At 70.8% G+C, this 19,097-nt stretch carries 17 protein-coding genes and 1 pseudogene; 5 read left to right on the top strand and 13 right to left on the bottom strand.

The genetic code is table 11. The annotated features are described in order from the left end of the window. Nucleotide 1: 1 nt before the first annotated feature. The 4 genes and pseudogenes from HAV40_RS05850 to HAV40_RS05840 all read right to left on the bottom strand — a co-directional run bounded on the left by HAV40_RS05850 (nucleotide 2) and on the right by HAV40_RS05840 (nucleotide 2,599). A complete protein-coding gene (locus HAV40_RS05850; protein WP_166379698.1) occupies nucleotides 2-664 on the bottom strand; it encodes a hypothetical protein in 663 nt (220 codons plus the stop codon). A gap of 32 nt (nucleotides 665-696) precedes the next feature. Then, entirely contained in the window at nucleotides 697-837 is a 141-nt protein-coding gene (locus HAV40_RS38350; protein WP_239086385.1) for a hypothetical protein, read from the bottom strand. 89 nt (nucleotides 838-926) lie between these two features. After that, a pseudogene (locus tag HAV40_RS39155) lies at nucleotides 927-1,364 on the bottom strand (ATP-grasp domain-containing protein); the annotation flags it as partial. A 131-nt stretch (nucleotides 1,365-1,495) separates the two neighbouring features. Next, a complete protein-coding gene (locus tag HAV40_RS05840; protein WP_166379696.1) occupies nucleotides 1,496-2,599 on the bottom strand; it encodes a serine hydrolase domain-containing protein in 1,104 nt (367 codons plus the stop codon). Between the two features lie 168 nt (nucleotides 2,600-2,767). Here HAV40_RS05840 and HAV40_RS05835 point away from each other — a divergent pair, with 168 nt between their 5' ends. Genes HAV40_RS05835 through dinB form a run of 3 tightly spaced genes read left to right on the top strand, consistent with a single transcriptional unit; the run spans nucleotide 2,768 to nucleotide 5,253 of the window. Beyond that, nucleotides 2,768-3,322, top strand: coding sequence for a TIGR03086 family metal-binding protein (locus HAV40_RS05835; protein WP_166379693.1), 555 nt, complete (start codon nucleotides 2,768-2,770; stop codon nucleotides 3,320-3,322). A gap of 3 nt (nucleotides 3,323-3,325) precedes the next feature. Further along, nucleotides 3,326-4,027, top strand: a complete 702-nt coding sequence (locus HAV40_RS05830) for an HAD family hydrolase (protein ID WP_239086382.1) — start codon at nucleotides 3,326-3,328, stop codon at nucleotides 4,025-4,027. 35 nt (nucleotides 4,028-4,062) lie between these two features. Continuing rightward, nucleotides 4,063-5,253, top strand: a complete 1,191-nt coding sequence (gene dinB / locus HAV40_RS05825) for a DNA polymerase IV (RefSeq protein WP_166379691.1) — start codon at nucleotides 4,063-4,065, stop codon at nucleotides 5,251-5,253. Nucleotides 5,254-5,424: 171 nt separating this feature from the next. On the opposite strand, the gene HAV40_RS05820 is transcribed toward dinB, so the two are convergent. From HAV40_RS05820 to HAV40_RS05810, 3 genes are read right to left on the bottom strand one after another with little or no spacing between them, the layout of a single operon-like run. Next, nucleotides 5,425-6,042, bottom strand: coding sequence for an MBL fold metallo-hydrolase (locus HAV40_RS05820; RefSeq protein WP_166379689.1), 618 nt, complete (start codon nucleotides 6,040-6,042; stop codon nucleotides 5,425-5,427). A 1-nt stretch (nucleotide 6,043) separates the two neighbouring features. Next, nucleotides 6,044-6,406, bottom strand: coding sequence for a VOC family protein (locus tag HAV40_RS05815; RefSeq protein WP_166379687.1), 363 nt, complete (start codon nucleotides 6,404-6,406; stop codon nucleotides 6,044-6,046). A 32-nt stretch (nucleotides 6,407-6,438) separates the two neighbouring features. Further along, on the bottom strand, nucleotides 6,439-7,407 hold the full coding sequence (locus HAV40_RS05810) for a helix-turn-helix transcriptional regulator (RefSeq protein ID WP_166379685.1): 969 nt from the start codon (nucleotides 7,405-7,407) through the stop codon (nucleotides 6,439-6,441). Nucleotides 7,408-7,471: 64 nt separating this feature from the next. Here HAV40_RS05810 and HAV40_RS05805 point away from each other — a divergent pair, with 64 nt between their 5' ends. Further along, on the top strand, nucleotides 7,472-7,930 hold the full coding sequence (locus HAV40_RS05805) for a hypothetical protein (protein ID WP_166379683.1): 459 nt from the start codon (nucleotides 7,472-7,474) through the stop codon (nucleotides 7,928-7,930). 85 nt (nucleotides 7,931-8,015) lie between these two features. Here HAV40_RS05805 and HAV40_RS05800 read toward each other — a convergent pair whose 3' ends face one another. The 5 genes from HAV40_RS05800 to HAV40_RS05780 form a co-directional block, all read right to left on the bottom strand. Next, nucleotides 8,016-8,879, bottom strand: a complete 864-nt coding sequence (locus HAV40_RS05800; protein WP_166379681.1) for a sugar phosphate isomerase/epimerase family protein — start codon at nucleotides 8,877-8,879, stop codon at nucleotides 8,016-8,018. Nucleotides 8,880-8,947: 68 nt separating this feature from the next. Next, nucleotides 8,948-10,132, bottom strand: coding sequence for a substrate-binding domain-containing protein (locus HAV40_RS05795; protein ID WP_166379679.1), 1,185 nt, complete (start codon nucleotides 10,130-10,132; stop codon nucleotides 8,948-8,950). A gap of 71 nt (nucleotides 10,133-10,203) precedes the next feature. Further along, nucleotides 10,204-11,208 (bottom strand): ABC transporter permease, encoded by a 1,005-nt coding sequence (locus tag HAV40_RS05790; protein ID WP_166379677.1) that lies wholly within the window; start codon nucleotides 11,206-11,208, stop codon nucleotides 10,204-10,206. After that, complete coding sequence (locus tag HAV40_RS05785; RefSeq protein WP_166379675.1) at nucleotides 11,205-12,197, bottom strand: ABC transporter permease; 993 nt, start codon at nucleotides 12,195-12,197, stop codon at nucleotides 11,205-11,207. Before HAV40_RS05785 ends, HAV40_RS05790 begins: the two co-directional genes overlap by 4 nt. Then, nucleotides 12,194-13,711, bottom strand: a complete 1,518-nt coding sequence (locus tag HAV40_RS05780; RefSeq protein ID WP_239086380.1) for a sugar ABC transporter ATP-binding protein — start codon at nucleotides 13,709-13,711, stop codon at nucleotides 12,194-12,196. The genes HAV40_RS05785 and HAV40_RS05780 overlap by 4 nt, the downstream gene beginning before the upstream one ends. Nucleotides 13,712-14,143: 432 nt before the next feature. Between HAV40_RS05780 and HAV40_RS05775 the strand changes: the two genes are divergently transcribed. Further along, the gene (locus tag HAV40_RS05775) at nucleotides 14,144-17,704 is read left to right on the top strand and encodes a ThuA domain-containing protein (RefSeq protein WP_166379673.1); all 3,561 of its coding nucleotides are present in this window, start codon (nucleotides 14,144-14,146) and stop codon (nucleotides 17,702-17,704) included. 83 nt (nucleotides 17,705-17,787) lie between these two features. Here HAV40_RS05775 and HAV40_RS05770 read toward each other — a convergent pair whose 3' ends face one another. Beyond that, nucleotides 17,788-19,053 (bottom strand): AI-2E family transporter, encoded by a 1,266-nt coding sequence (locus HAV40_RS05770; protein WP_166379671.1) that lies wholly within the window; start codon nucleotides 19,051-19,053, stop codon nucleotides 17,788-17,790. Between the last annotated feature and the right edge of the window lie 44 nt (nucleotides 19,054-19,097).

The raw sequence follows: 19,097 nt of genomic DNA, 5'->3' as shown, positions 1-19,097 counted from the left end.
ATCACGTCGCCGTCATCGGATAACCGATGGCGGCGACGTCGTCGTACAGGGCGGCAAGGGTTGCCTCCGGGTTCAGCGCCTGTACGACCGCATCGGTGAGCGGCCGGTGCGCGACGACATGCTCCACGACTGCCCGGTCGACGTCGATCTCGTAGTAGTCCGAGGCGAACTCGGTGTACCGGTCGACGATGTCGTCGGACAGGATGCGGAGCATGCCGGCACCGTCCGTGCTGTCGTCGGGCGGGAACTCGATGCCCTCGGCGGCTCGCCAGCGGTCGTCGCCGGCCAGCCGCCACAGCACGGCGGTGGCGGCGAACTGGCCCGCATCATCGCTGAACGCGGGCTCGTTGAGCTGCGGGGTGAACACCGGGGGCAGGCCGTCGAGCAGCCCCGGCCACAGCCCGTGATCCGGATCGCGGTAAGGCGACATGGGCGACTCGTGGTCGAACACCCAGATGAACGCGCCGTCGGCGGTGAAGACGACAGCCCAGTCGTCGCCACTGCCGTTGCTCATCAGTACGGCTTCGTCCTCGCCCCACGCGCGTGTGTAGGTGTAGTACGCCCCCGAGCTGTCGATGATACGTTCCAGCACGGCGAGGGCCTTGCCGCGAGCGCGCAACTGCTCGATGGGCGGCAGCTGCGCTGCGATGTCGTACGCGTTCACCGGGCGACCCTACGCGGTATTGGTTATCCGGGTCAGCGGGCGGGCCGGATGAACGCCTGGTCGCGGGGAGTGAGGCGGTCGCGTGGCCCTGCCGCGCGGCGGACGACGTCGAGGACGCGGTCGGGGTCGGCGGCGTAGCTGCTGCTGAACCAGGCCATGTTCGCCTCCACCACGGCCCAGTGCTCCTCGGCCCGGTCGGGGTCGCTGACGAGCCCACGTCGACGACGACGGCGCTGGGCAGGCTTTCCGCGCAGGCGTCGAGCAGCTCGGCCGCGAAGGCGAGCACGGCGGCACGGTGCGGGCAGGTGTCGAGCGGCATAGGGTCGAGACGGCCGTGGGAGGCATAACGGCTGCCGTCGTGCACGATGCCGTCCAGAACGAACAACCGGTACTCCACCAGGAACGTCACGATGTCGCTGACCAGCACCGCAGTGTCGGCGGGCAGGGTGTCCACGCCGGGCAGGCGGGACCCGTCGGCGTATACGGCGGCCGGCAGGTTCTTGTCCCGGGGCGGCTTGACGAACATCGGCGTACGGGACCAGCGCGCCTCGCCGAGAGTGGTGAGCGCGATGTCGCGGCGGGTGACCGCGTACGGCAGCCGGACCAGCCAGTCGTCGTCCGGTTCGAGCAGCGCCAAGCCGAGGTCGTCGGCGACCGCTCCGGCGAACAACGGCCCGCCGTAGAGGTGCGCGCTTGCCATGCGCCGCAGCCGGTCCGGTACCACCGGCCCGGTGAGCTGCTCGACGGCCAGGCCCTGCCGCTGTGCCGACACGGCCAGCAGTCGCGCGGTGCTGTCAGGGCGCGGGGGCAGTACGAGGAAGTCGGTGGTGGTCACGACAGCTGATTGTGGTGTCCGGCGGTCGGGCCGTCGCCAGATTTATCCCGCCTCGGGGTTGGGCCCTGGTCGAATACGAACGCGAAGTGGCGCAGGATCTGCTCGGTGGTCGGCGAGCGGCCGGTGTCTGTCGTGATCGAGACCGTGAGCTGCCGCGACGCGTCCGGTGCGTGGAAAGAGAAGGTGTCGAAGCCGAAGAAGCCGCCGTGCTTGCCCCAGACGGCCGGGCCACCCGGCAGGTGGACCCGCACGAGACCGAGGCCGCTGTCCGTCGCGGGCGTTACCCACGGCGTCGGGGTCAGCATCTGGCGTAACTGGGCCGCGCCGAGCAGTTCGCCGCGCAGCAGTCCGGCGAAGAACTCGTTGACGTCACGGGCCGTGGAGACGATGCCGCCGGAGGCCCAGGCCGTCGAGCGGTCGAAGACGCTGACGTCGACCGGTTCACCGGCGGCGGGCAGGTAGCCGTGGGCGTGCGGCTGTGGCAGGTGCGGGTCCTCGTCGCGCACGACGGTGCGGGTCAGCCGCAGTGGGATGAGGATTCGCTGCTCGACGTGCTCGGCGTACGACATGGCGGCCGCTCGCTCGATGACCATGCCGGCCAGGATGTAGCCGGTGTTGTTGTAGGCGACGGCCGTTCCGGGCGGGAAGCGGGCGCCGTGGCGTTCGGCGAGGGCGACCGTGTTCTGTGGCCGGACCCGCAGGCCGCGCCGGGAGAGGATCACGTCGGTGTCCAGCGCGCCGCTCAAGGCCCAGGCCTCGGTGTAGTTGTACAGGCCTGACGTGTGCATCAGCAGCTGGCGGACGGTGATGGAATTGCCGTCGGCGAGCAGCCCGGGCAGCCAGCGCTCGACGGTGTCGTCGAGGCCGAGGGCACCGTCGCCGACCAGCTGTAGCACGGCCGTGGCCGTGAACGTCTTGGTGACGCTGCCGATCCGGAAGTGCCCAGCCGGGTCCACCGGGCGGTGGCTGCCCCACTGGGACACGCCACTGGACATCGCGTACGTGCTGGTGTCGTCGCGGGCCTCGGCCAGCGCGCCCAGGGCCCCGTCGGCGACGGTCGCGTCGAGGGCCGTCTGCAGCCGGGCCGGGAAGGTGCGCATGGCGCAGACCCTATGACGAGGCCGAGTTCGCCGGTGTATCGCTCTGGGCCGCAGCCGTCGTCGCGATCGAAGGCGTCGTATCCGGCGGATAGCATGTTCGGCGGCCCGGCCGTTCGAGCGTCGATGCGAGATCGTCCAGCCCCGGGCCGAGCCGAAGGAGCAGACGTCATGGCCGGTCCCGCTGACGAACACCGCCTCATCGCCGGGGTGTTCACCGAACGCGTACGCGGGGTCGCCTCCGGCGACTGGGAGCGCCCGGCACCGTGCGCGGGCTGGGTCGCCCGGGACGTGGTGGGGCACCTGGTCGAGTGGTTCCCGGGTTTCCTGCACGCAGGCGCGGGCGTGGAACTGCCGAAGGGGCCGCCGGTCGCGGAGGACCCCGTGGCGGCATGGGCGGTGCACAGCGACGGTGTGCAGGCGCTGCTGGACGACCCCGCGACGGCGGGCAAGGTCCTCCGCAATCCGAACATCGGCGAGATGCCGCTGGACCATGCGGTCGCGATGTTCTACACCTCCGACGTCTTCATGCACACCTGGGACCTGGCGCGGGCGACCGGTCAGGACGAGCGCCTGGACCCGCAGCGGTGCGCCGCGATGCTGGAGGGCATGCTGCCGATGGACGCGGCGCTGCGCTCCAGCGGGCACTACGGTCCGAGGGTCGGGGTCCCCGACGACGCGGACCCGCAGACGCGCCTGCTCGCCTTCATCGGCCGCACCCCCTGACGCATGCCGTCGGGGCCGTGGAGACCTATCCGTGACGGAGGACAGTCAGTGATCGATGCGGTCGTCTTCGATGTCGGCGGGACGATTCTCGACGAGTCCTACGAGTTCGCGTCCTGGGCGGACTGGCTCGGCGTGCCGCGGCACACGATGTCGGCGGTCCTGGGCGCGGTGATCGCCCGGGGCCTGGACTTCGAGGAGACGTTCCGGACGTTTCGGCCCGACTTCGATCTCGCGACGGAGCGCGAGCGCCGCGCGGTCGCCGGGGCTACGGAGTCGTTCGGCGAGAAGGATCTCTACCCCGATGCGCGGGCGTGCCTGACCGCGTTGAAGGAGCAGGGTCTGCTGGTGGGGCTGGCGGGCAATCAGCCTGCCTACGCCGAGACGCTCCTGCGCGATCTCGACCTTCCCGTCGACGTGATCGGCACGTCGGACGGCTGGGGCGCGACGAAACCAGCACCGGCCTTCTTCGAGCACGTCATCCGCGTGGGCGGCGGCGACGCCTCCTCGATCCTGTACGTCGGCGACCGGCCGGACAACGATGTGCGCCCGGCCGTGGCGGCCGGGCTGAAGACGTGCCTGATCAGGCGCGGGCCCTGGGGCCACATTCTCGACCTGCCGGAGGTGGCGGCGGCGAGCCTGTTCCGGATCGCGGCGCTCGACGAGCTTCCCGGTCTGGTGGCCCGGCACAACGCGGCAGGCGGCTGACCGCGCTCTTCGAACCTGTGTACTAAACTCCGGGGATGACCAGCTCGGCGACGATCCTGCACGCGGATCTCGACTCGTTCTACGCGTCGGTGGAGCAGCGAGACGATCCGCGCCTGCGGGGCCGCCCCGTGATCGTCGGCGGCGGGGTGGTGCTGGCCGCCAGCTACGAGGCCAAAGCCTTCGGCGTACGCACCGCGACGAGTGTGCGCGCCGCGCGCGACCGCTGCCCGCAGGCGATCGTGGTGCCGCCGCGCATGGCGGCCTACACCGAGGCCAGCCGGGCGGTGTTCGAGGTCTTCGACGACACCACGCCGATCGTCGAACCGCTGTCGATCGACGAGGCGTTCCTCGACGTCGGCGGACTGCACCGGATCGCCGGAACGCCGGTGACGATCGCGGCCCGGCTGCGCCGCGACGTGCTCGAACGCGTCGGCCTGCCGATCACCGTCGGGGTGGCGCGCACGAAGTTCCTGGCCAAGGTCGCCAGCCGGGTCGCGAAACCGGACGGGCTGCTGGCCGTCGCGCCCGCCGAGGAGCTGACCTTCCTGCACGGGCTGCCGGTCGAGGTGCTGTGGGGCGTCGGCGCGGTGACGTCGGCGAAGCTGCACCAGCGCGGCATCCGCACCGTCGGGCAGGTGGCCCGGCTGGGCGAGGCCGCCCTGGTGTCGATGCTCGGTCAGGGATCGGGCCGCCACCTGCACGCCCTCGCCCACAACCGTGATCCGCGACCGGTCGTCACCGGCCGCCGCCGCGCGTCGATGGGCGCCCAGCGCGCACTGGGCCGTGGCCCGCACACCGTCGAGTTCCTGGAGGCGGCGCTGGCCGGGCTCGTCGAACGGGTCACCCGCCGGATGCGCAGCGCGCAGCGTCCCGGCCGCACCGTGGTGCTGCGGCTGCGCTTCGCCGACTACACCCGGGCGACCCGGTCGTCGACCATGGCCAAGGCGACGTCGCAGACCCAGGCGGTCCTGGACACCGCGCGGGCGCTGCTGGCCGCCGCGTCGCCGCTGGTCGCCGAGCGCGGCCTGACCCTGATCGGCGTATCGGTCGGCAACCTCGACCGCACCGGCGACATCCAGCCCGAGCTGCCCTTCGACGCGTTGCCCCGCGACGCGCTCGACGCGGCCGTCGACGCGGTCCGCCGCCGTTTCGGGACCACCTCGCTACAGCGCGGCACGCTGCTCGGGACGGACACCGGCCTGGTCATGCCGATGCTGCCGGACTGAACCCGCTGGGCCGGAGGTGCCCCGACCAGGGACCGGTCTGGCGCGATTTGGCGGCCCGGAGACATGTCGCGTTTTCGGGTGCTCGTTTCGGGACGCTTTCGAGTCCCGCAACGAGCACCCGTCGCTCACGACAGTTCCCGGCGGAGGCGAGGTCGTGACCGATCGGGCTTCCTACAGGCTGATGCTCTCGCCCAGGGGGATGCGGGCGTAGCCGATGCCGTCCTCGTCGCCCAGCCAGGCGTCGAACTGGTGCAGGCCGAGGTCGTTGAGCACGCCGTCGTGGATCGGGAACGTGTGGCGCGGGCGTACCGCGCGGGCGAACCGGATCGCGTCGCCGATCTTCAGCCACGGCCCGGCCGCGGGGATCAGCAGCGTCTCCACCGGCTCCGACGGCACGAACAGCGAGTCGCCGGGGTGGTAGACGCCGTTGACGACGAAACCGATGTTGGCGCAGCCGGGCAGGCCGTCGATGATCTCGGCGTGCTCGCCGCCGACGGCCCGCACCGTGAACCCGGCGGCGGTGAAGACCTCGCCGGGGGAGACCGCCCGTACGCCGTCGCCCAGCTCGGCCGCCAGCTGAGGGTGGGTGTACACGGTCAGCGCCGGGTCGCGGTCACGGGCGGCCCGGAGCAGGTCGCGGTCGACGTGGTCGGCGTGCTCGTGCGTGACGAGCACCGCGGAGACGCCGTCGAAGGACACCGGCTCCGAGTAGGTGCCCGGGTCGATCACCACTGCCCCGTCGGGGCCGTCGATGCGTACACAGGCGTGGCCGTATTTGGTCAGGCGCATCTCAGAAACCTCTCTCCGCCTGCGAGCGCAGGACGCAGAACTCGTTGCCCTCCGGATCGGCGAGCACCGCCCAGCCGGTGCCGTCGGCGTTGCGGTGGTCGGCGACCATCGTCGCGCCCAGGGCGGTGATCCGGTCGACCTCGACGTCGCGGGGCGTGTCGGACTGCAGGCACAGGTGCAGGCGGTTCTTGACGGCCTTCGGTTCGGGGACCCGCTGGAAGTACACGGTCTGGCCCGACGGCAGGTCGAACGCGGCGGCGTGGTCGTCGCCGTCGGCCTCGCTGTCGAAGATCTGTGCCCACCAGCGTGCGAGGGCGCCGGGGTCGGCGGCGTCGAACGCGACATTGCGGATGATCGTCGTCATGCGGCAACCCTGTCGCCCGGACGGCCGGGTCGTCAAACGGGTTCGGGCCGGTCCGCGTAGGTGCGGGCCAAGTCGGCGACGGTGGCGGCCATGCGGGCGCGCAGCGACGCCGGTGCCAGCACCTCGACCTGCGCGCCGAGGCGCAGGAACTGCATCTGCGCGTGGCCGTCGGTCTCGATCGGCACGCGGGCCAGGATCCAGCCGTCGGGCTGCGGCTCGCCCGCGGCCACGGCGTCGGCGACAGCCCGGCCCATCATGTGCGGCAGCAGCTCCAGGGCCTGCGGGGAGAAGCGGGCCAGCGCCTCGCCGCGGACCAGCCGGGCGCGGAAGTCGGCGATGTGCCGCTGCCAGTGTTCGACCAGGTCGAACCCGTCGGGCCAGGTGAACTCGTGCGGCAGCACGGTCAGTTCACGGATCTGGCTGACCCGGAACGTACGCAGGCCACGGGCGGCGCGGGCCACCAGATACCACTTGCCGGCCTTGAGGACCAGGCCGTACGGCTCCAGCCGGTGCTCGGCCGAGCCGGTCCAGTTCTCGTAGTGGACGGTCAGGGCACGCTGGTGCCATACCGCCTCGGCCAGCGCCGCGACGTTCTCGGAACTGTCGCCGTCCTCATACCAGCCGGGGGTGTCCAGGTGGAAGCGCTGGCGCATGCGGGTGGCCCGTTCGCGCAGCGCGTCGGGCAGGGCGGCGCTGAGTTTGAGCTGCGCGGCGGCGACCGCCTCGGTCAGGCCGAGGTCGGCGGCGACGCCGGGCAGCTCGGCGAGCACGAGGCCGCGCGCCTCGGCGGCGGTCAGGCCGGTCAGCTGGGTGCGGTAGCCGTCCACCAGGCCGTAGCCGGTGACGTCGCCGTAGACCGGGATGCCCGCCGTGCCCAGCGCCAGCATGTCGCGGTAGATGGTGCGGGGTGACACCTCCAGCTCGGCGGCGAGCTGGTGTGCGGTCTGGCGGCCGCGGGTCTGCAGCAGCAGGACGATGGACAGGAGCCGGTCGGCGCGCATGTCGTGAAGTCTGCCGTGGAGCACTGACAGAACATGTCAGGGCAGTGGCCATAGCGTGCCTGACATGACGAACACTGATTTCGACTTCCTCGCCGGTTCGTGGGACAGCGTGCAGCGCCGCCTGGTCAAGGTGCTGGCAGGCCAGGACGAGTGGTACGCCTTCGACGCGACCCTGGACTGCCAGGTGCTGTTCGACGGCACCGGCGTGCTCGACGTGCTCCGCGCCCCGGAGCGTGGCTACGAGGGCGTCGCCCTGCGTCTGTTCCACCCCGAGGAGCAGACCTGGCGGATCTGGTGGGCCTCGAAGAACACCGGCGGCCTGCTGGACAACCCGGTCGTGGGCCGCTTCGAGGACGGCATCGGCACCTTCGAGTGCGACGACACCTGGGAGGGCACCCCGATCCGGGTCCGCTACCAGTGGTCGCGGACCGACACCGACCACCCGCACTGGGAGCAGTCCTTCTCCCCCGACAGCGGCGTGACCTGGGAAGTCAACTGGACCGCCGACTTCACCCGCCGCTGACCCGGCTCCTTCCCTGCATGATCGCCGTTTCGGGTCAGAACCCTTGGTTAAACCCCGGCTTCTGACCTGAAACGGCGATCACTACTCAGGTCAGGAGGGTGGCGGTTACCTGGCGGAGGTAGGCGAGGCCGGTGGTGGCCAGGGCGTCCTGGGTGGGGGCGAGGGGGCGCCAGATGGCGGCGGCGACGGCGATGGCCTCGTTGTCACCGGTGAAGGATTCGATGCAGATCGGGCCGCGGTAGCCGGTGGCGGCCAGCGCGCTGAGCCAGCGCGGCCAGTCGAGGTGGTCCGCGCCGGGTGCGCCGCGGTCGCTGCCGGAGACCTGCACATGCACGATGCGCGGCCCGGCCAGGATCACCGCGGCGTACGGGTCGGACTCCTCGATGTTCATGTGGTAGCTGTCGAGCATGATGCCGACGTTGCCGGGCAGCCCGTCGATCGCCTCCAGGGTCTGCGCCATGGTGTTGACGACCGAGGTCTCGTACCGGTTCAGCGCCTCGATGCCGACGGCGACCCCGCGCTCGGCGGCGTACTCGGCGATCGGCTCCAGGGCGGATCGCAGCTGCCGGTAGCAGTCCGTCCGCTCGGCGGGGGACATGCGCCAGAGGCGGCCGACGGCCGCGTAGACGGGGCCGCAGACGCTGGGCGCGCCGAGTACGGCAGCCGCGTCGATGAGGCCGCGCAGGTAGTCCTGCGAGCTGCGTACCGTGGCGGCGTCGGTGCAGACGAGGTCGCGGCCGGGCGGGGTGACCGCGAGCACCGCGGCGGCGGCCAGGCCGTGTGCGGCGAGCAGGTCGCGGACCTCGGTGGGCGTCCAGTCGCCCGGGTTCTCCACGGGGATCTCGATCGCGTCGAAGCCCCAGGCGGCGATGCGGGGGACGAGTTCGCGCAGGGCGCGGTCGTCGACGGGGGAGGTCCAGATCCACGGGTTGGCACCGACGGCGAACACAACGCACCTCTTTCGCTGGGAAAGGCGGCCGCCCTGGGAGGAGGGCGGCCGCCGTGGTGTCGCAGGGGTTACTTGCCGCCCCAGTCACCGGGGTAGCCGGGCAGGGTGGCGCAGCCGCACATGGCGTAGTGCAGCGGCGGCATGTCCTTCTGCACGAACTGGCTCAGGTTGTCGGCGGTGATGGTCGGCTGGGGCAGCTTCCAGGGGCTGGCCACGGCCTCGCCGTTGAGGATCTTCAGCGCGGCGATGACCGGGGTGCGCCACTGGTAGGTGGGGTAGGTCGGGGCGATCGCGGTGAGCTTCTTGTCCTGCCACATCTTGAGGAAGTCCTGCTGGTCCTCGCCGACGATGGCCGGGAACGGCTTGCCCGCGTCCTCGAACGCCTCGGCGGCGGCGACGGCGGTGGCACCGGCGTCCATCCAGATGCCGTCGATGTCGCCGAAGCGCTGGATGTAGTTGCTGACGATGGTCTTGGTCTTGGCCGCGTCACCGTCGGTGAACTCGACGCCGACGACGTCCAGCTCGGACTTGTCGAACACGACCTTCGCCGCGCCCCAGCGGGCTTCGAGCACGTCGACGCCGGGCAGGATGCGCAGCGCGAGGACCTTGCCCTTCGGCTTGACCTTCTCGACGAGGAACTCCGCGCCGGTCGCGCCGAACGCGTACCCGCCGATGGGGTTGATGAAGGTGACCGGGCACTTGGTGTTGACGCCGCGGTCGAACACGATGACCGGCACCTTGGCGCAGGCCTGCTCGACGGCCGGGGTCAGCGTCGCGGTCGTGTTCGGGGAGACGATGAGCGCGTCGCAGCCCTTGCCGAGCAGGTCGGTGATGTCGGAGATCTGCTTGTCGTCCTTGCTCTCCGCGTCGGCCACGGTGAACGACTTGATCTCCGGGTGCAGCTTCACCTCGGCCTGCATGTTCTTGAAGCCGACCTGCCGCCACGGGTTGCCCACGCCCGCGTTGGAGAAGCACAGGTTGTACGGGCCGGCCTTCTTGTACTTGGCGGTGTCCACGGTCTTGGGGTCCAGGGCCTGCTCCCACGGCTTGTCCGCGGGGCCGGTGGCGGACTTGGTACGCAGCGCCAGCTCGTTGTCGTGGTCGGCCTGGACGAAGAACTTCGACGTCTCGCCGGTGCCGGCCCCGCTGGGTCCGGCGCTGGGCGACGCGCCGGGCACGTCGCTGGTGCAGCCGACCACGCCCACCGCCACGGCGGTGCACACGGCCAGCAGGAAGGGTGTGCTTTTCCTCATGCGTGTTCCTCTCGGTTGCAGTGCTGGGCGGTTCAGTCAGGTGGTGCGGCAGTGCGTTTCAGCGGTGAGGTTCAGGTGCGGCGGCGCAGGGTGCCGACGGCGACGGCGGCGAGGATGATCAGGCCCTGCACGGCGGAGCTGAGCGCGCCGGATACGCCGAGCAGGTTGAGCAGGGTGAGCAGGGTCTGCAGGGTGAGCGCGCCGAGCATGGCCCCGGCGACCGAGCCGCGCCCGCCGCCGAGCACCACCCCGCCGAGCACGACCGCGGTGATCGCGGTGAACTCCAGTCCCTGGCCGACCTGGAAGGACACGCCGCCGAAGCCGCCGAGCAGGATCGCCGCGACGGCCGCGAGCACCCCGCTGGCCAGGAACGCGATGGTGCGCACGCGGGCGGTGCGGGCGCCGGTGACCCGGGCGGCCCGGGGGTTGTCGCCGACGGCGAGCAGCACCTTGCCGAAGTCCGACCGCATCGCCAGCACGGCGAGGACCGCGACCCCGGCCAGGACCAGCACCGCGTACGGCAGCTGCCCGAGGACCGGGACGCCGTCGATGCCGCGGCGGCCGAACAGCCGGAACTCCTCCGAGAGCGCGCCGCGCGGGGAGCCGCCGGTCCAGGTGTAGACCGCGCCGACGAGCACCAGGTACATGCCGAGCGTGGTGATGAACGACGGCACCTGCAGCAGCGTGGTGACCAGGCCGTTGACCAGGCCGATGAGCAGGCCGAAGCCGAGCAGCAGCGCGATGACCGGCCAGGTCGCGGCGGGGTCGCCGTCGATGAGCCGGGCGGCGATCACCACTTCGGCGGTGACCAGCGAGCCGACGGACAGGTCGAAGTCGCCCGCGACGATGACGAAGTACTGCCCGGCGGCCAGGATGATCAGTGGGGCGGCCCGTTTGAGGAACGCCAGCAGCACGGGCGGGTCGTAGAAGTCGGGCTGGCGGATGCCGACCGCGATCAGCAGCAGCACCAGGATGATCAGCACGGGCCGGATGCTGCCCGCGCCCCAGCCGCTGCGCCCGCCGCCGCCCAGCCCCGCCGGGGCAGCGCTGGTAAGTGCCGCTGTTTGAGTGCTCATGCCACGGCCGCCTTCCGCTGGTCGGAGGTGCGGCGCAGGCGCAGCGCGTACACCGCGACCGCGGCGACGATGACCACGCCGCGCACCATCTGCTTGAAGAAGGAGTCGACTTCGAGCTGGTTGAACACGGCGTCGATGACGGCCAGCAGCAGTACGCCGCCGACGGTGCCGGCGACGCCGCCCCGGCCGCCGGCCAGCACGGTGCCGCCGAGCACGACGGCGGCGATCGACTCCAGGTCGTAGCCGCCCTCGGCGCCGACCCGCGGCGCGCCCGCGCCCAGGCGGCTGGCCAGGTAGAGCCCGGCGATCCCGGCGCACAGCGAGCAGATGACGTGGGTGCGGATCAGGACCAGGTCGGTGCGTACCCCGGACAGCCGGGCGACGTCGAGGTCGCCGCCGGTCGCGATCAGGTGGTGGCCGTAGCGGGTGCTGCGCAGGGTGAACCAGACCGCGGCCGCGACGGCGGCGAACAGCAGGAACGACAGCGGGATCGGGCCGACGCGGTCGTAGCCCAGGTGCTGGAACGAGGTGGGCACGCTGCCCGCCGGTCCGGCGTACCCCTGTTCCAGGTAGCCCTTGATGAGCAGCCCGACGCCGAGCGTCGCGATGAACGCGTTGATCCGCAGTTTGGTGATCAGCAGCCCGTTGAGCAGGCCGATCGCGGCGGACACGAGCAGCACCGCGCCGATCGCGGGCAGCACCATGCCGTCGGAGCCCGCCATCGTCTCGGCGGCGACCAGCGAGGTCAGGCTGATCACGTACGCCACCGACAGGTCGAGCGACCCGGCGAGGATGGCGATGGTCTGCCCGACCGCGACGATGCCGAGCCCGGCGGCCCGCTGCAGCAGGCTGATCGTGCTGGACTCGCTGAACAGTGAGCCGCCGTCGAGGGCGACCAGCGAGCCGCCGACGACCAGCGCGACGGCCAGGGCGGGCCATACGCCGTTGGTCGCGTCGAGCTGCGGCAACCGCCATCCGCGCTTGTTCATGCAGTCACCTCGGTGTTCGTGGCGGCCCCGGTGGCCAGGCCCATCACGGCCTCCTCGCTCGACCCGGCGGGCAGCTCGCCCGCGATCGCGCCGTCGCGCATGACGACGATGCGGTCGCTCATGCCGATCAGCTCGGGCAGTTCCGACGAGATCATCAGTACGGCCGCGCCGTCGGCGGCGAGGCGGCGGATCAGGTCGTGGATGGCGGCTTTCGCGCCGACGTCGATGCCGCGGGTGGGCTCGTCGAACAGCAGCACCCGCGGTTTCATCGCCAGCCAGCGGGCCAGGATCACCTTCTGCTGGTTGCCGCCGGACAGGTAGCGGATCTCCTGCTCGGTGCCCGCGGCGTGCACCTCGACGGCGTCGAGCAGTTCGCGCACGGTGGTGGCGCGGGCGTTGCGGGCGAACCAGCGGGGGGTGACCGCGCGCTGGGCGAGCAGGGCGTTGTCGAGCACGGACTGGCTGAGGGCGAGGCCTTCGCCTTTGCGGTCCTCGGTGACGTACGCGATGCCCGCCCGCACCGCCTGCCGCGGGGAACGCACCCGCATCGCCACTCCGTCGAGCAGCAGCTGCCCGGTGCGGAAGCCGTCGATGCCGAACACGGCACGGGCCAGCGCGGAGCGGCCGGAGCCCTGCAGCCCGCCGACGCCGAGCACCTCGCCCGAGCGGAGTTCCAGGTCGACGGGGCGCAGGCGGCCGTTGCCGGCGGCGGACAGGGTCAGCACGGCTGCGCCCGCGCTGCCGGGGGCGGCCCGGTCGGGGTAGTAGTGCGACAGCTCGCGGCCGACCATGTGCCGGACCAGGGTGTCGGCGGTGGCTTCGGCGGTGGCCAGGGTGGTGACCCGGCGGCCGTCCTTGAGCACCGTGATCCGGCCGGACAGGTCGAAGACCTCGGTGAGCCGGTGCGAGACGTAGAGGATGCCGATGCCGCGCGCTTGCAGGCGGCGCACCAGCGCGTAGAGCAGCTCGACCTCGTGGTCGGCGAGCGAGGCGGTGGGCTCGTCCATGATGAGCACCCGCGCGTCCAGCGCGAGCGCCTTGACGATCTCGACGACCTGCTGCTGGGCGACGCTGAGCCGGCCGACCTTCGCCTGGGGTGCGATCGCGGACTCGCCGATGCCCGCCAGCAGTTCGGCGGTGCGGGCCTGCATGGCCCGGCGGTCGACCAGGCCGCGGCGCAGCGGCTCGCGGCCGAGGAACACGTTCTCGGCGACGGTGCGCTCCGGGAGCAGGTTGAACTCCTGGTGGATGATGCCGATTCCGGCGGCCTGCGCGGCGCGGGGGTCGGGCAGCGTCACCGGCTTGCCGGACAGCTCCAGGGTGCCGGCGTCGGGCTGGTAAACCCCGCTGGCGATCTTCATCAGGGTGGATTTCCCGGCGCCGTTCTCGCCCACGAGCGCGTGCACCTGTCCGGGATGCAGGTCGAGGTCGACGTCGTCGAGGACGCGTACCCCGAAGAACGCCTTACCGACCCCGCGCATCCGCAGCAGGGGCTGGTCGCTGTCTGGCTGCACCGCACCTCCTCGATCGTTTCGGACTCGCGCACTTTCGCTGGCAGAGCAAGAACTTTTGCTGTCCTGATCGGAAGTCTTGGCGTCGGACGTTAAACGTTGACGCTCGATCTAGCAAGCCTGTTACGCGCCGGAAATGGTCACGGTTCGGCATTGATGCATCTAGCAGGAACTATGCGACGGGCTTTCTCTTGGACGGACCGTAGTTTCGCCTGGCAGGCAACAAACTTTTGGCGAATCTTTTAAAACTGGCACCGCGGGAATATTGACGAGCCCCACTGAATCGATACATGCTCGGCTTCGCGCTCACCCGTAACAGAACCGACATCGGTCGATGCCGCATCCCTGTCCGGCATCGGAGCGCAGCACGGTCGTGCGTCGCGGCGGACGCATGACGGACCCGGACCGTCCTTTTAGGGGTACGAAGGAGACGGCATGAGCCGCCGCAGACCTGTCCTTGGCGCGTTCCTCGCGCTGGCCACCGCAGTAGCCGTGAGTGTGCTCCCCACGAGCACCGCCTCGGCCGCACCGGCGTTTCGCGCGCTGGTGTTCAGCGAGACCGCCGGCTACCGGCACGGATCCATCGCCGCCGGCACCACGATGTTCAACCAGCTGGCCGCGGCCAACAACTTCGAGGTCGTGTTCAGCGAGGACTCCAGCGTCCTCAACACCGCCAACCTGAACACGTTCGACGTGCTGGTCATGTTCCAGACCTCCGGCATGATCTTCGACAACGACGCCCAGCGCACCGCCACGCAGAACTTCCTGCGCAGCGGCAAGGGCATCGTGGCCATCCACAACGCCACCGACATGGGCATCGACTCGGCCTTCCCGTGGTGGGACGCCACCATCAACGGCGGCGCGCACATGCCCGAGCACTCGCCCGGCTCGCTGCAGGGCTACGCCCGGGTGGCCGACAAGGTCCACCCGTCCACGGTAGGCCTGCCGGACAACTGGCAGCGCACCGAGGAGTGGTACAACTTCGACGTCAACGCCCGCGGCAACGTACACGTGCTGGTCACCGCCGACGAGCGCACGTACAACCCGGGTGGCGCGGCGATGGGGGCCGACCACCCGATCTCCTGGTGCCGTGAGGCCGAGGGCGGCAAGGTGTGGGCCACCGCGATGGGCCACGACGACGCGTCCTACAGCGAGACCAACTTCCGCAACCACGTGCTGGGCGGTGTGCGCTACGCGGCGGGCAACCTGGCCGGCGACTGCGGCGGCACGGTGTGGAGCAACTTCGAGAAGGTCACCCTCGACTCCAACACCGTCGACCCGATGGCGATGGACATCGCCGCCGACGGCCGGGTGTTCTACGTGCAGCGCGGCGGCAAGGTCAACGTCTTCAAGCCCGCCCAGCAGCAGACGGTCCAGGCGGCCCAGCTGTCGGTCTACACCGGCGGCGAGGACGGCCTGGTCGGTATGGCGCTCGACCCGAACTTCGCCAGCAACGGCTGGATCTACCTGTACTACTCACCGGCCTCCAGCTCGACCGACATCAACCGGCTGTCCCGGTTCACGGTCAGCGGGGACACGATCAACCTGTCCACCGAGCAGATCCTGCTCAACGTGCCCGCCTACCGGGACCGGACCTTCGCCGAGCCCGGTCACACGGGTGGCTACGTCGCGTTCGGGCCGGGCGGCAACCTGTACCTGTCGACCGGTGACGACTCGCCGCCGAACCTCGACCCGGCCTGGCAGGGTTACGCCCCGCTCGACTGGCGGTCCGGCAAGAGCTTCCTGGACGCGGCCCGCAGCGCCGGCAACACCAACGACCTGCGGGGCAAGCTGCTGCGTATCCACCCGGAGAGCAACGGCACCTACACCATCCCCAGCGGCAACCTGTTCGCGCCGGGCACGGCGCTGACCAAGCCCGAGATCTACGCGATGGGCTTCCGCAACCCGTTCCGGTTCGAGGTCGACATGCAGACCGGCTGGGTGAACCTGGCCGACTACGGCCCCGACCGCGGTGGCGCGACCACCAACCGGGGCCCGGAGGGCCTGGTCGAGCTCAACGTGATCAAGCAGGCGGGCAACTTCGGCTGGCCGTTCTGCCACGGCAACAACCAGGCGTACGCGCCGTACAACCCCGACACCGGCGTGGTCGGTGCGAAGTTCAACTGCAGCGCCCCGGTCAACGACTCGCCGAACAACACCGGCCTGCGTAACCTCCCGGCGCTGGTCCAGCCGCAGATCTGGTACGGCTACGGCGTGTCGCCGAACTTCCCGGAGATGGGCGAGGGCGGCTCGGCGCCGATGGGCGGCCCGGTCTACCGGTACAACGCGTCGAGCACGTCGGCGACGAAGTTCCCGGCGTACTACAACGGCGTGCACTTCTTCTACGAGTGGTCGCGCAACTACATCAAGGAGATCCACTTCGACGGCTCGGGCAACCTGGTGAAGATCAACCCGTTCATGCCGGGTGGCGGCTTCATCAAGCCCATGGCCATGCGGTTCGGCGCGAACGGCTCGCTGTACGTGCTCGAATGGGGATCGGAGTTCGGCGGCGGCAACAACGACTCCGGGCTCTACCGCATCGACTACGTGCACGGCGGTCGCGCCCCGGTCGCCAAGGCCACCGGCACCCCGACCAACGGCCTCGCCACGCTGAACGTGACCTTCTCCAGTGCCGGGTCCTACGACCCGGACGCCGGGGACACCATCTCGTACGCGTGGGACTTCGACAGCAACGGCAGCACCGACTCCACGGCCGCCAACCCGACCCGGGCGTACACCACCAACGGCAACTACGTCGCGAAGCTGACCGTCACCGACAACACGGGCCGGTCCTCGTTCGTCAACGTGCCGATCACGGTGGGCAACAACGCCCCGATCGTCAACATCACGTCGCCGCCCAACGGCGGCATGCTCGACTTCGGGCAGAACGTCGCCTACAACCTGAGCGTCACCGACGCCCAGGACGGCACCATCAACTGCGCCCAGGTGTTCACCAACCCGGCGCTCGGCCACGACGACCACGCCCACCCGACCACCGACCTGCCCGGCTGCTCCGGCACCGTCAACACCGGCAACCTCGGCGGCCACCCGGACGGGGCCAACCTGTTCTACCTGCTCAACTCCCGCTACCAGGACAACGGCAACGGGTCGGTGGCGCGGCTGACCGGCTACGCCAACGTGGTGCTGCAGCCCAAGCACAAGCAGGCGGAGTACTTCACCAGCCAGTCCGGCATCCGGGTCATCGCCCAGGCGGGGGCCGAGAGCGGCAACCGGATCGGCGACATCAGCAACAACGACTGGATCATGTTCGATCCGATGAGCGTGCAGGGCATCACCAGCGTCAGCTACCGGGTCAGCACCCCGACGGGCGGCGGCAGCATCGAGCTGCGCGCCGACTCGCCGACCGGCACCCTGCTGGCGACCAACCCGATCGCGTCGACCGGCGGCTGGGACACCTACGTCCAGCAGGCGGCCGTGAACGTGGCGGCGCTGTCGGGCACGCACAAGCTGTACATGGTGTTCAAGTCGAGTGCGAACAACAACTTCGACCTCGACTCGTTCACGTTCGCCGGCAGCGGGGTGGGCACCAACCCGACCGGCGGCATCGCGGGTAAGACGTACACCCTGACGGCTCAGCACAGCAGCAAGCTGGCCGACGTCAGCGGGGTGTCCACGGCGGACAACGCGACCGTGGTGCAGTGGCCGTCGACCGGCGGCAACAACCAGAAGTGGCAGGCCGTCGACGCGGGCAGCGGCTACGTCTACCTCAAGGCGGTGCACAGCGGCAAGTGCCTGACGCCGTCCGGCGGCTCGACCGCCGACGGGGCGGCCCTGGTCCAGCTCACCTGCACCACGAACAACAACATGAAGTGGCAGGCGGTGCCCACCTCGACCGTCGGGGTGTACCAGCTCAAGGGCGTGGCCAGCGGCAAGTGTCTGGACGTCAACGGCGCCTCGACGGCCGACAACGCCGCGATCATCCAGTGGACCTGTCACACCGCCACCAACCAGCAGTGGCGGCTGACCCAGGTATGAGACCCGCCGGCCTGGTCACACCTGGGTGACCGGGCCGGCGTCCCGGCGGGCAGGACTCTGGCGTCCTGCCCTCCGCGGCATGTTCAGGGCGTCGGATCGGCGCTGACCACCACCGCGTCCGGGGCGGGCGGCGGCTGCCGGTGCATCAGGTGGCGCATCGCGGTGTTGAGCACGGCGACGAGCGGCACCGCGATCAGCGCTCCGATGATCCCGGCGACGGCGATACCCGCGGCCAGCGCCACGATCACGGCCAGCGGGTGGATCGCCACCGCCCGGCCCATGATCAGTGGCTGCAGCACGTGGCCCTCCAGTTGCTGCACCAGGATCACCGCGGCGAGCACGATCAGCGCGGTGAGCGGGCCCTGGTCGACCAGCGCCACGAGCACCGCCACCGCCCCGGACACGGTCGCCCCGACGATGGGGATGAACGAGGACAGGAACACCAGCGCCGCCAGCACGAACGCGAACTCGACCCGCAGCAGCACCAGCGCCAGGCCGATGCCGACGGCGTCGATGAACGCCACGATCACCGTCGCGCGCACGTATGCCACCAGCGTCAGCCACCCGGCGTCACCGGCCTCCAGCATGGGCCGGCGCGCCCGGCGCGGCAGGGCGAACGTCGCCAGGTGCCACAGCCGGCGCCCGTCGCGCAGGAAGAAGAACGTCACGACGATGACCAGCATCGCGGTGATGAGCACCTCGAAGCCGGCCCCGGCGGTGGCGAACAGGCCGCTGGTCAGGCTCTGCCGGTTGTCGCGCACCCACGCTCCGGCCGCGTCGAAGGTGCCGTCGAGCTGGCTGGTGGACAGGTGCAGCGGCCCGGTGCGCAACCACTCGCGGACCTGGTCCAGGCCCGCGGTGGCGTTCTCGGCCAGGCCGGGCATGCCGTTGACGAGCTGGGTGACCAGCAGGGTCAGGAAGCCGACCGCCAGCAGCACCCCGCCGAACAGCACGATCGCGGTGGCGGCCGAGGCGGGCAGGCGCAGCCGCTCGCGCAGCACGCGCACCGCCGGGGCGAGCAGCGCCGACAGCAGCAGGGCGATCGACAGCGGCACCAGCACCTGGGCGAGCCGTCCGGCCAGCGTCAGCACCACCCAGCCGACCCCGGCCAGCACCAGCAGCCGCCAGCCCCAGGCGGCCGACACCCGCAGCCAGTAGGCGACAGCGTGGTCGGGGTTGTCGTACTGGTCGTCCGCGGTGTCCGGAACGTCGACGGTGTCGGGCAGGATCAGCGGCGGCACGGTCCTGGCCGACTCCAGGCGCTGGCGGGCGGCCCGCAGGCTTGCCCGCCACCGTGCCGCCTCGGTCGATGGGGGAGCGTGGGCGGCGGGGGATTCGGACAGGGACATGGGGGCCTCCGGGAGGCGGTGCAGGGGCTCGGCTACGGCCGCCC

Origin of the sequence: Catellatospora methionotrophica (assembly GCF_011297335.1) — a bacterium.
Taxonomy (GTDB): domain Bacteria; phylum Actinomycetota; class Actinomycetes; order Mycobacteriales; family Micromonosporaceae; genus Catellatospora; species Catellatospora methionotrophica.
This window is presented reverse-complemented; position numbering and strand designations above follow the sequence as displayed.